This window comes from Steroidobacter sp. (assembly GCF_036406195.1).
In the GTDB taxonomy this organism is placed as follows: Bacteria; Pseudomonadota; Gammaproteobacteria; order Steroidobacterales; family Steroidobacteraceae; genus Steroidobacter.
Genome location: NZ_DASWVW010000051.1, coordinates 1 through 12682, shown reverse-complemented (window position 1 = coordinate 12682; position 12682 = coordinate 1). Strand labels below are relative to the sequence as shown.

The 12682-nt window shown below is 61.1% G+C and carries 7 protein-coding genes and 1 pseudogene; 2 read left to right on the top strand and 6 right to left on the bottom strand.

The genetic code is table 11. From position 1 onward, the window contains the following. Positions 1-140: 140 nt before the first annotated feature. Positions 141-1640 (top strand): annotated as a pseudogene (cysC, locus tag VGE08_RS19845) (adenylyl-sulfate kinase); the annotation flags it as partial. Positions 1641-1661: 21 nt separating this feature from the next. Here cysC and VGE08_RS19840 read toward each other — a convergent pair. From VGE08_RS19840 to VGE08_RS19825, 4 genes are all read right to left on the bottom strand, one after another. Further along, the gene (locus VGE08_RS19840) at positions 1662-2666 is read right to left on the bottom strand and encodes a HupE/UreJ family protein (protein WP_331069655.1); all 1005 of its coding nucleotides are present in this window, start codon (positions 2664-2666) and stop codon (positions 1662-1664) included. A gap of 53 nt (positions 2667-2719) precedes the next feature. Next, positions 2720-3739, bottom strand: a complete 1020-nt coding sequence (locus VGE08_RS19835) for a peptidylprolyl isomerase (RefSeq protein WP_331069654.1) — start codon at positions 3737-3739, stop codon at positions 2720-2722. Positions 3740-3887: 148 nt separating this feature from the next. Further along, positions 3888-4484: a sigma-70 family RNA polymerase sigma factor gene (locus VGE08_RS19830; protein WP_331069653.1), complete on the bottom strand. Its 597-nt coding sequence runs from the start codon at positions 4482-4484 to the stop codon at positions 3888-3890. Positions 4485-4810: 326 nt separating this feature from the next. Next, a complete protein-coding gene (locus tag VGE08_RS19825; protein ID WP_331069652.1) occupies positions 4811-5206 on the bottom strand; it encodes a TfoX/Sxy family protein in 396 nt (131 codons plus the stop codon). 157 nt (positions 5207-5363) lie between these two features. Between VGE08_RS19825 and VGE08_RS19820 the strand changes: the two genes are divergently transcribed. After that, a complete protein-coding gene (locus tag VGE08_RS19820; protein WP_331069651.1) occupies positions 5364-8624 on the top strand; it encodes a S41 family peptidase in 3261 nt (1086 codons plus the stop codon). Positions 8625-8807: 183 nt separating this feature from the next. On the opposite strand, the gene VGE08_RS19815 is transcribed toward VGE08_RS19820, so the two are convergent. Together VGE08_RS19815 and VGE08_RS19810 are read right to left on the bottom strand one after the other, a co-directional pair. Then, positions 8808-10166, bottom strand: a complete 1359-nt coding sequence (locus VGE08_RS19815; protein ID WP_331069650.1) for a sodium-dependent transporter — start codon at positions 10164-10166, stop codon at positions 8808-8810. A gap of 58 nt (positions 10167-10224) precedes the next feature. Beyond that, a complete protein-coding gene (locus VGE08_RS19810; protein WP_331069649.1) occupies positions 10225-12282 on the bottom strand; it encodes a TonB-dependent receptor in 2058 nt (685 codons plus the stop codon). Positions 12283-12682 lie beyond the last annotated feature (400 nt).

Below are 12682 nucleotides of genomic sequence, written 5' to 3'. Positions count from 1 at the left end.
ATCTACTGGCATTGTCCCGTGTGTCACGACAATGGCGTCATCACCGGGTGGCAGAACACGCTTTGGGACGGCTTCACAGATCCTGACGCCACATCATAAGGATCGCAGCTAGGGAAGACGTCGCAGGCTTACCGCTTACGGTGCTGGTGCAGACCAGGCGCCACACCTACCTCATCCATCTGATCGGCATCCGTAACGTCGTGCTGGCCGTCAATAAGATGGATCTGGTCGGCTACGACCAGGCCGTGTTCGATCAGATCGTTGCGGACTACGCCGTGTTCGCCAGGAGCCTGGGCATCGAGACCTTCGTCCCCATGCCGATCAGCGGGTTCAAAGGCGACAACATCACGGCACTGTCGCCGAACATGCCCTGGTATAACGGCCCCGCGCTCCTGCCGCACCTGGAAACCGTCGAGATCGACAACTCAGCGATGCAGGCCCTGCCGTTCCGAATGGCAGTGCAGTGGGTCAATCGCCCGAACCTCGACTTCCGCGGCTTTGCCGGCCTGATCTCCAGCGGCGTCGTGAAGCCCGGCGATGCGATCCGCGTGCTGCCCTCGGGCAAGACATCCAGAATCACGCGCATAGTGTGCATGGATGCCGACATCGAGGAAGCCGTCGCCGGCGACTCGATCACGCTATGCTTTGCCGATGAGATCGACTGTTCACGCGGCGATGTCATATGCGCGGCTCAGGCGCCCGCGCAAACAGCCGATCAGTTCGAGACGACGATTGTCTGGATGGACGAGTCACCGATGCTGCCCGGCCGCCCGTACTGGCTGAAGATCGGGACGCAGACGGTCACCGCAACCGTTGAACAGCCGAAGTACGAGGTCAGCGTAAATACCATGGAGCGCCTGGCCACGAAGACGCTCGGGCTGAATGCGATCGGCGTGGCGAATATCCATACCGACCGACAGATCCCCTTCGAGCCGTACGCCGACAACCACCACCTCGGAGGTTTTATCCTCATAGACAAGATGACGAGCTCGACCGTGGCGGCCGGCATGATTCACTTCGCGCTACGGCGCGCCGAGAACGTTCATTGGCAGACGACCGACATCACTCGCGAGCATCATGCAGCGCTCAAGAATCAGAAGCCGGCGGTGTTGTGGCTCACGGGTCTGTCCGGAGCCGGCAAATCGACGATTGCAAACCTGGTCGAGAAGAAACTCGCACGAATGAACCGTCACACGTTCCTGCTCGACGGAGACAACGTGCGCCACGGCATGAACAAGGATCTGGGTTTCACGGAGGCCGATCGCATCGAGAACATCCGGCGCGTCGGCGAGGTCGCCAAGCTCATGACGGACGCCGGGCTCATCGTCATCACGGCATTCATCTCACCATTCCGCGCCGAGCGCGACATGGTGCGGCAGATGATGCGCCCGGGCGAATTCTTCGAGATCTATATCGATACGCCGCTGGAGACGGCCGAAGCGCGCGACGTGAAGGGCTTGTACAAGAAAGCTCGCTCGGGGCAGCTGAGCAACTTCACAGGCATTGATAGTCCGTACGAGGTACCGAGCACGCCGGAAATCCACATCGATACCCGCAAGCTGTCGCCAGAGGAGGCGGCCGAAGTCATCGTCCACAAACTCATTCCGTCACTCGGCTTCATGGAATGGCGTCTCAGCTGAACCATCGAGACGCTCTCGGCTCTAGAACGCGGCACCACGCTGGATGAGCCAGAAAACGGCCAATGTACCGACCAGGTAGCCCGCCACCGTTCGAAGCGCTCCCTCATTCACCGCACGAGATCTGGCGACAAATCGCTCTATCAATCGCATCACTGCGATCACGCCTGCGGCAAACAGCACTTGCCCGATCTCCACGCCCACGTTGAAGAACAACAATCCCGTCGCCAACTCCGTCTGTGGCAAGCCAATCTCCTCGAGTGCTGCCGCAAAGCCAAAGCCATGCAGTAAGCCGAACGACGTTGAGACCGCGATCGGATAGCGCCAGGTGAGACTCTGCCGCGGCCCTCTGGCAATCTCGGTCGCCAGGAACACGATGCTCAAAGCGATGGCCGCCTCGACCGGAGCAACGGGTAGCCGCACGATCTGCAGCGCCGACAAGATGAGCGTGATGGAATGCGCCAGGGTAAAGCCGCTGATCGTGATCAGAATGCGCCGCCAGGTGCCGGCGACCCACAGCAAGCATACGACGAACAGAAGGTGATCGATGCCTGCCCAGATATGCCCGATGCCGAGCAAGGCATACTGACGCGCGACACCCGACACCGTCTCCGTCGCCGGCACGGTCCAACTCGTCGTCTCTGGACTCAGCACTGCTATATGCCGCTGCCCCGACGCGGTGTTGTAGCGAACGAGACTCGACACAGAGGGATTGGGACCGGGATACGCGATATCGATGGCCTTGCCAGCGAGACCCTTTGCGCATTGATAGCGGAGTCGGCGAACCACACCATCGGGGCTACCGAACTCCGCCGGCTGGCCCTGTGCCGTACAGTCCTTCGGCAGCTCGACCGATGGCGTGTTGAAGTACGGGATGGACAGTGGAGTCTTCCACTGAAGCTGATATTGCTGTGGCAACGTCTCTTCGAGCTCGATGTACAGCGGCCGGCTTTCGTGCGCGACGGCAGAGGCGCTGATTACAACCAGCGCCGCCAGGACCGACAGCCGCTTGTACAAAGAACAGATCATGCCGGACAGCCAGGTGCGTGAAGAGAACCCTGCGAGCTCATTGTTTTCGCGTTCTACCTTGCGTTGGTCCGTGCCGCAGATCCCATCACAGACGCCTTCTGCCTCGCCTCATCCGTTGAGCTCTGCGCTTGCGCCTTCTGATCCTTCTCCGAGGTCTTTTGGCCGCCGCTCAACGCGGCGAATGCCTCCCTTCTGACCTCTACGTCGTATGCGTCCACAATCGACTGGATCGACTCTTCGAAACGGGCATCCATTGCCGCTTGACGCGCCTCCTGCTCGACTCTTGCTCGCACCTCGTCGAAGGACGGCAGATAGCCCGCTTCATGCTGTGTGAGCATGACGAGATGAGACCCGTACGGTGACTGAAACGGTCCGCGCCACTGCTTGTCATCGGGTTTGAGCGCGAAGAGCTGAGTTTGCATGTCCTCGCCGAAGTGGCTGGCGACCTCCTCCGCCTCGCGCGCCACGTAGTTCACGTGGTACAGGAAGCGCTCGCCATGACCTGGCGCCTGGTCAAAGCGCACTCGGCCACCATTCAGCTTCTTCAACTCCGCGCGGGCCAGCGCCTCAGCTTCCTTCGCACCGTGTCGATCGCTGCTGAAGAAGACGTGAGTGAACGTCACCTTGGGCTGGACCCGATACTCCGACTCGTGGGTCTCGTAATGCCGCTGTATTTCCTGCTCGGTCACCTCGACCTGCGCGTCCGTGAAACCGCGAGTGATGAACTCGAGCTGCTGGATCAAGCGCAGTCGTGACACGTAATCATTTTTGTCGAGCTGCAGCGCCTTGGCCTCTCGGTAGAGCGCTTCCTCACGCGTATAGTCCTTGATGAGCTGCTGCAGTTCCTCTTCCGAGAGCCGGTCCAACGCCTGCTGGAACGTGGCGGCATCGAATGCCCGAGAACGAAATTGAATGAAAGTCAGGAGATTGTCTCGATCCACGACAATGGTCTGCGGATCCGCATCGGCAGCATCCTGGTTGAAATGGCCGTACGCGACGAACAACGCCGTGCCGAGAAGCAGGAAATGCAGCAGCGGCTCACGAAGCAAGGCTTTGATTCGAGAATGGACCACGGCCCCTCAACTCAGGTAGTCGGTTGCAACCTTCATACCTCAGCCCCGCAGGATGTGCGGCAGGCACCTGGCGGCGGAAAGAGGCATGTCCCCTGCCCCAGGACAACCGACCCCTACGATACGGACGCCGGCTGGCGCAGCGAGACTTCTACAAGTCCTCACGTTTGAGCCGCGTTCTCAGCACGTCGTACGCACGATTCAGGTCCCGTAGCACGATTCGGCGGCTCAACCCCAGGTGCTCCGCGATTTGGTTGCAGGTCATGTCGTCTTCCATGCGCGAGAGCAGAACCTCTCGCCTTCGTGCGGGTAATCGTGCAATCGCAGCCTGGACACGTTGCATACGTTGGGTCTGTGCGAGGGCAATCTCCGGATGATCGTTGCCTTCGCTCAGCAACTCTTCGAGCTCGCAATCGTCGTGCGGATAGCGCATTCGCGCCTTGCCACACCACTCGTTGGCCACATTGGCTGTTACGCGAGCGAGATATCCTCCCGGGTTCTTGATCTCCGTAGGGTCTCCATAACGCAGAACACGGAGGAACACCTCTTGCGCGAGATCATCGATATCAGCTCGGGGCACCGACATTCGGCGACGTAGCATCTTCCGAATGTACTTGCGCCACCTTCCGAACCATTCGGCAACGCGATCATTTCGACTGCAGTGCGCATCGAGAGGCGTCAGCACGACCGGCGCTTCCGCCGTTGACTGATCCCATTGATCACTGGAGCCGTCCACCGCCCTTCCCATAGTTGGAGATCACGGCCAGCGCCATGAGCCGAAACGCATAATTGGCAAGTCAGCTGCCGGTCCGCAGTCGAGTATCGTCGGGAGGAGGTTCGGTGACTGCCCCGTACCCCGGGGATGACCGCCGCGCAGATAGGACACCTGAGTGTCAAGGGACGGACGTCATTGAATAGCTGAGTTGCCGTAGCAACTGCAGCATCTTCTATCGCGTCAGCTGAAGAGCTGAGCTGCTCTGTGACAGTCGAGGCACGTTGCGAATCGAAACGGTCGCTCTGTGTCACGGCGAGTCTGCCTCGCCGTTCCTGGACAAACGCGTTCGACTCAGGAGTCTAAGTCGGCCGTCGGCGAGCCGGGGCCTGCTTCTTGCCGACCCGCTTTTTCGGAGCAGGCATGGCTGCAGCGATTGCCGCTGCGACTCGCACGGCGGCCCGAGCCCAGGTCAACAGTTCGTCCGCATCCTCGAGAATGTCCACCGGCACCTGGAAGTAGCTCATGCTCACGTCGGGTCGATCCTTGTACGGTCGGAACGCCTCGCTGCCGCGTGCGGTGTAGGACTCGCGCGTGCTGTCGTCGACTTTGAAAAACAACGTATCGTTGTCGACGATGCCGAAGAACACTCCACTGCTGTAGAGACCCATGGCGCCAAACATGCGACGCGAGGTCAACTGCGGCAGGCGATGGAGTTGTTCGATGACGTATTGGAAATAGTCGTTGCTGACAGGCATGGTGCGAGCGTATCCCGGCCCGGCTCGGCGTCAAGGAACGCAATCAGGACGGCGCTTCCGATGCCTATCCCGCCGTTTGCTTTTCCCGCCGATCGTGTTCACACGGCCCCGCGTTTCGCGATAAGGTGCCCGTCCCATTCTCCGCCACGGAACGATCGTGATTCGATTCCTAGCCGCCGCAACCCTGGCACTCACGTCACTCGCGCACGCCGCCAGCCCAAGCAAGATACTGCGGCACCCGGACATCCATGGCGATCGCATCGCCTTCGTCCACGCCGGAGACATCTACATCGTTCCCGCCAGCGGCGGTACCGCTCAACATCTGACCTGGCACGAGGGCGCGGAGCTTTATCCGAAGTTCTCGCCGGACGGTCAGTGGATCGCATTCTCGGCTGAATACAACGGCACCCGGCAGGTCTACGTGATCCCGAGCACGGGCGGCGAACCGCGACAGCTCACCTGGTACAACGATGTGGGACCGCTGCCTCCTCGCGGTGGCACGGACTATCGCGTGCTCGACTGGACGCCCGATGGACGTCACATCGTAGTGCGCGCCAACCGCAATCCCTCGAGCAATCGCGACGGCCGCCCCTACCTGGTGCCGGTGGACGGAGGCATGGAACGTCCGCTCGCCATTCCCGAAAGCGGCAGCGGCAGTCTCTCGCCGGATGGCAGCAAGTTTGTATACACGCCGATCGACAACGATTTCCGAGCCTGGAAACGTTATCGCGGCGGCCGGGCTCCGGATGTGTGGATCTACGATCTGGCGGCAAATAGCTCACAGCGCCTGACGAACGATCGTGCGATCGATGCTCTTCCAGTATGGATCGGCGACACGATCTATTTCGTCTCGGATCGCGAGTACACCGCCAATCTGTATGCCATCAGCCCGGCGGGCGGCGAACCGGCCAAGGTCACCGACTTCCGCGACTACGACGTTCTCTGGCCGAGCGCGGGGCCGGACAGCCTCGTATTCGAGCGCGGCGGCACGATCTGGCGCTTCGATCCCGCCACTGCAAAGGCCGAAGAAGTGTCCATTCAGCTCGCCGGCGTTTCTCCGGAGGCCCAGCCCCGGTATGTCAAGGGCGTGAGCTTCATCGAGAGCCTCGGCATCGCTCCCGATGGCAGCCGTGCAGTGTTCGGTGCGCGTGGCGAAGTGTTCACGATTCCAGCGAAGGATGGCGAGCCCCGAAACGTATCCAACTCGCCCGCCCATCGCGAGCACAGCGTCACCTGGTCTCCGGATGGCCGCTGGATCGCTTACCTCAGCGACGCCTCGGGCGAATACGAGTTATATGTTCGCTCCCAGGATGGCCGTGGGGAAGCACGTCGCATCACCCATGACGGCGACGTCTGGCGCTTCCCGCCCGTGTGGTCGCCCGACTCCAGCAAGCTCGCCTATAGCGACAAGCGCCAGCGCCTGCGAATCGTGGATGTGAAGAGCGGCCGCACCAGCGACGTGGACTCCAGTACGCGAGAAGACCTGACGGACTATCGCTGGTCTCCGGACTCCCGCTGGCTCGCGTATGTGAAGACATCAGAGACCTCCAACCCTTCCATCTGGGTGCACTCGCTGAGCGAGCGACGCAACTATCGCCTGACCGATGGCACCGCGCCGGATCGCGAGCCGGTGTTCGATCCCGAAGGCCGGTATTTGTATTTCCTCTCGGATCGCGACTACAACCTTGCTTTCAGCAGCTACGAATTCAACTGGCTCTACACCAACGCCACGCGCATCTATGCGGTGCCACTGACCGTCGCTCAGGCTCCGTTGTATCCAAACAAGAGCGATGAGGTTGCGATCGACGATGCAGGCGACGACAAGAAGCAGGCCGACAAGGAAAAGGAAGGTCCGAAGCCGACTCCGGTCGTAAAGATCGACTTGGAAGGATTCAGCGCGCGCATTCAGCCGCTGAAGGCTCCTCCCGGCAACTACTCCCGGCTGGAAGCCAATGCCAAGGGCGTGTTCGTGTTGTCCGGCGATGGCCGCGACGGCCCGCAAAGCCTGCAGACCATCGCGCTGGAGGAAGAAAACGACAAGCTCAAGAAAGTTGCCGATGGGGTGCAGGCGTACGCCCTGTCCGCGAATGGCAAGAAGCTGCTGCTGCGTCGAAAGGAAACGTTCTCGATCGTCGACGCCGCGCCCGAAGCCAATTTCGACAAAGGCAAGCTCGCACTGGATCAATGGGAGATTCGCATCGAGCCGCGTCGTGAGTGGCGGCAGATGTTCGTGGACGCGTGGCGCATCCTGCGCGATTGGTTCTACGACCCGGGCATGCATGGCCAGGACTGGAACGCCATTCGGGCGCGCTACGAACCATTGCTGCCTTACGTAGACAGCCGTGCCGACCTCGACTACTTGTTCAGCGAGATCGCCGGCGAGGCTCATGCGGGGCATGTCTACGTCGAGCCCGGCGACCAGCGCAAAGTCGAGCGCCGTGCTGGCGGACTGCTTGGTGCAGAAATCGAATCGCATGACTCCGGTTACTTCCGCGTCGTACGAGTTTTCCCGAGCGACTCCGGCGATACGGCTGCACGTTCACCGCTGGCCCAGCATGGCGTGAATGTCGCCGATGGCGAGCTCATCCTCGCCGTGGACGGCGTCGACACTCGCAGCGTCCGCAACTTCTTTCAATTGCTCGAAAACAAGGCGGACCGCGTCGTGACATTGCGCGTGAATCGCCAGCCTGCCGAGCAAGGTGCTCGCGAAGTTCGAGTGAAAACGATCGCCTCGGAGCAGGATCTGCGCTACACCGACTGGGTACAACAACGCAGGGCGATGGTCGACCGTCTCTCCGGCGGTCGCATCGGCTACATCCATGTTCCCAACACCGCCGTCGAGGGCAGCCGTGAGATGTTCAAGGGCCTGCTCGCGTACTCCCACAAGGATGCGCTCATCATCGACGATCGCTATAACGGCGGCGGATTCATTCCCGATCGCCTCGTGGAACTGCTGGCACGCGAGCCGCTGAGCTACTGGAAGAGTCGCGGGCTCGATCCACAGGCGACTCCCCTCCTGAGCCATCGCGGGCCCAAAGCGATGCTGATCAACGGTCAAGCAGGCTCGGGTGGCGATGCACTGCCCTACTATTTCCGCAAGCTCGGCCTTGGCCCTCTCATCGGCACTCGCACCTGGGGCGGCTTGATTGGCATCAGCGGCAATCCGCGCCTCGCCGACAACGGCACCATCACGGCGGCGACCTTCAGATTCATCGACACCGAGGGCAAGTGGGTCGTGGAGAATGACGGCGTCGCGCCCGACGTCGAAGTGATCGATCGCCCGGAACTGGTTGCCGCCGGCCGCGACCCCAGCGTGGAAAAAGCGGTGGAGATGCTGATGGAGGAGTTGAAGCGCCAGCCGAAATCAAACATTGCTGCACCCCCTGCGCCCACGGAGTTCCCGCCACGCATCCAGTGAAGTAGCCGCCGGGACAGCTCCAGAAGTCCAAAAGCACGTCAAGCTTCGAGCGCGCTAGAGCAAGTTACGCACCAGCGCGCCGCCTTTCATGATCAAGGGAGTGGCTGAATCAGGGGGACACGGGTGTCAGGTCCTTGCGCGAAGCCGTTTGAGCACCGCAAGTAAACGTAACCAGCGAGACGCTCACAGGGCGGCGATGAGCACGGCGCCGATGGCGACCGGGCAGACGTATCTGATCAGAAATCGACAGCCGCGCCGCAGGGCGGGCACGTCGCTCGACAGCTCTTCCTCGCCCAGCGATGCGGGCAGTCGCCAGCCGATGAACACGCAGGTGAGCAAGGCTCCGATCGGCAACAGGATATTGGAAGAGACGAAATCGACCACCTCGAACACGGTCTTGTGTTCGAAGAACGAGGTCCACGCCAACGGATGCCAGGTCTGCCACACGTTGAACGACAGAACGCTGCCCAGCGCCAGCACCCAGACGATCGCGACCGAGAACGACACGGCCTTGAGGCGCGAATAGCCGCGGCGCTGCTGCATCCATGCAACCATGGGCTCCATGCCCGCGATGGTCGGTGTGAGCGCGGCGAGCACCAGCAACAAAAAGAACAAAGTCCCGACCAGACGCCCTGCCGGCATTTCCACGAACGCGGTGGGAAGTACGTTGAAGACGAGGTCCGGCCCTTGCGCTGGATTCAATCCGTACTGAAAGACCAAAGGAAACACCATCGCGGTGGCGAGCACCGACACGACCACGATCGATGCACTGATCAATAAGGCGGATCGCACCAGGGACACATTGCTCGGCACATACGCGCCGTACGCCAGCATGATTGCCATGCCCACGCCGGTGGCATAGAAGGCCTGACCGATCGCCGCGAGCACGAGCTGCGCCGAGAGCTTGCTCAAATCGGGCTGGAACCCAAAGGTGAGGCCGCGCACGTCGCCCTGCACCAGCGAGTAGCCCACCAGCGCCAGCAATAGAATGAGCAATCCCGGCGCGCGAACTTTATTGGCAATCTCGATGCCGCGATTCAATCCACGCGCTGAAATCCAGCCAACGATGGCGAGAAACAGGATGTGCCACGAGCCCACCTGCAACGGGCTCGCGAGAAAGCCCGTGAAATGATCAGCCACGGCCGACCGGGACAGTCCCATGATCTGTCCGGAGGCGCATTTCCATGCATACGCAAGCACCCACCCGGCGATCACAGTGTAGTTCGACATGATGAGCACACATGCAACCGTGCCCAACACACCGATCCAGTTCCACGATCGCGAACAACCAAATGCCACTGCGACATGCCCCGCGGCTTCCGGAGGACTTTGCCGTGCTCGGCGTCCGATGATGAACTCCGCGACCAGCAGTGGAGTCGCAATGGCCGCGCAGGCAACGATGAATACCAGCAGAAAGGTGCTGCCACCGTTGGTCCCCGCCAGATACGGAAACCGCCAGATGCTGCCCAGGCCAACCGCCGCCCCCACCGCCGCAAGATTGAAGGCAAGCCATGAAGACCAACGCCCGGTTGCTGCGCTCATCGGATTCCCTGGTTGTTATCCGGCTTCAGGAGCGCAAGACGACCCCCAAACCCGTCCGCTAGAAACTTCCGGTGAGCGTCACCCGAAACGTGCGAGGCTCCACTGGATGAAAGTGGATGTCGCTCACGGGCTCACTCTCGTTCGCCAGCTGCGACTCATAGAAGTAGGTGATGTCGCTATCGTCGCTGTTGAACGCGTTGTACAACGCCGCACTGAGCTTGTAGTTCTTGGCAAAGCGATAGCCCGCCTCAAAGTTCACCAGCGTAGTGGCATCGGAACGGACGCTGTTGTCTTCGAGCAGCGGCGCCTTGCCGAAGTGCCGGAAGCGCGCGCCGCCAAACCAGCCGCTGGGATGATCGATCGCGACACCGACCGACGCGACCCGCTCGACCGCGCCTGGAATGCGATCGCCAGCGGGATCGTAGTCGCTGAAGCGCGCCCGGGACCAGGCAAGATCGGCATCGACGATCAGCCATCGAATGGGATTCCAGATCGCCGCGATCTCCAAGCCGCGTCGCTCGCTCTCACGGCTGGCCTCGGTCGTTCCGGCATCGCCGATGAACAGCAGCTCCGAGTCCAGAGCCAGGCTCCAAAGCGAGATGCTGAACTGCGTATTCGGGACGATCGCCGTTCTCAACCCGACATCCGTGCCCAGGGCTTTCACTAGAGGATCGACGCGATCCGCCGGTGTGACTCCATCTGCCGGATCTACTCTGATGGTCGTGCCGCGCGCGTCATTGCTGTGAAAGCCGCGACCGATGTTGAAGAAGAATTCGGTCTTGCTCCAAGGTCCGAGCACCACCGCGAGCTTGGGGCTGACCAGAGAATCGCTGGCGCTGCCAGAGTTCTCGATGAGATTCGCAGCAACGTCGAACTCGAAGTGATCGGCGCGGATCCCCAGCGTCGTGCGCAGCTTATCGGTCCAGCGCGTGTCGAGACTGGAATAGACCGAGTAGCTCGTTTGCTTTACCGAGTCTTCGCGCACGGTGTCGAAGCGCTCACGAGCGATCGTGCGATACAAACCCACCTTGCCGATATCGTCATGCCGGACCTGCACGCCCGCGGCAAACGACTGCTCGCGCCCCTGCCATTGGAACGGCCGACGCCATGACCATTCGCCACCATAGATGCGGCGATCATCAACCTGCTGGAACTGATCGCCGTTCTCGGGATCGGTGAAGTAGGAAAAATTGGAAATCAGGTCGAGCTCGTAGTCGACCGCATAGAGCAATCCGCTGGCGCTTCCTCCTGCCAGCGATCCAGTCCAATCCACAGCCAGGCTGTAACGATGGGAGGAGCCGCCGTCGGTGGGATCGATGAAGCCGAAACGGTCGATCTCACCGGATCGTACTGCGCGTAGCGGCACCTGATCCGTGGACCTCCAGTCGCCCTCGTACGCTTGAGCGGTGATGCTGAGCTGCGCATCGTTGCCGGCATCACGACTGTATCGAAGCAATCCATTGCGCTTCTTGAAGTTCTCTTCGAGCACCCAGGGGCCGTCGATGTGCGCGTAGTCGAGCCCGAACAGGAGTGTGCCACCGGCAATCTCGGGAGACGCTGCCACCAGGCCGCGAAGGTAGCTGTCCTCACCTGCTTCGAGGACGATCAGCGGCTCCTCCACTTTGCGCCGATAGCGCATGTTCACCGCGCCAGCGGCAGAGAAGTTGCCTGTCTCCGCATAGTAAGTGCCCTTGCGATACTCGATCGCCTGCACCAGCTCGGGAATGACGAAATTGATGTCGGTATAACCCTGCCCATGGCCGTGCGTCGGCATGTTGACCGGCACGCCATCGACGCTCGTCGCGAGGTCCGTGCCATGGTCGAGGTTGAATCCACGCAGGAAGAACTGGTTCGCCTTGCCGTCGCCGCTGTGCTGGGTAACGATGAGGCCCGGCACGACCTCCATCAGCTCGCCGGTGCGCAGCACGGGACGCAGGCCCAACTGCTCGTCGCTCACCACGCCTTGGCTAGCCGAGACCGGCGCTCCCTGCAGGCGATCCAAACGGCCGGTGACGATGACTTCATCAATGACCGTCGTGGGAACGCCGCCGGCAAAACTGACCGAAGACACGGCCAGCGCGCTCAGTCCGACCGCAGTGAATCGCCGAATGCTCATACCCGCACCATCAACCGACTCCAACCAGGTTGTCGAAAACACGCCACCTGCACACGCCGCGCCCTGACCTTCTTTGAGTGTCATACGGACAGAGCGTACCAGCCGCCCGGTCAACCCCCCGTCTATAAAGACCATGCTCTTCGTCGTCAATCAGGCTACCCGTCAATACCGATAGCCAATTCCCTTATGGCCAATGGCACTTAGTTAGCGCCCTGCAGTGGTTGGCGGTTAGCGGTTGGGGCAGAACGGAGGCCAGGATTTATTAACCCGGCGTGCTTGTACCTGAACTACTATGCAGCGTAGCAAATCTCACGATGCTTGAAGTAGTTGCGAACTCGTCGCCGTGATCGCTGGATCACACGCAGGTGTCGTTGGGCGATGAGCTTTAGCTGTTGAGCGT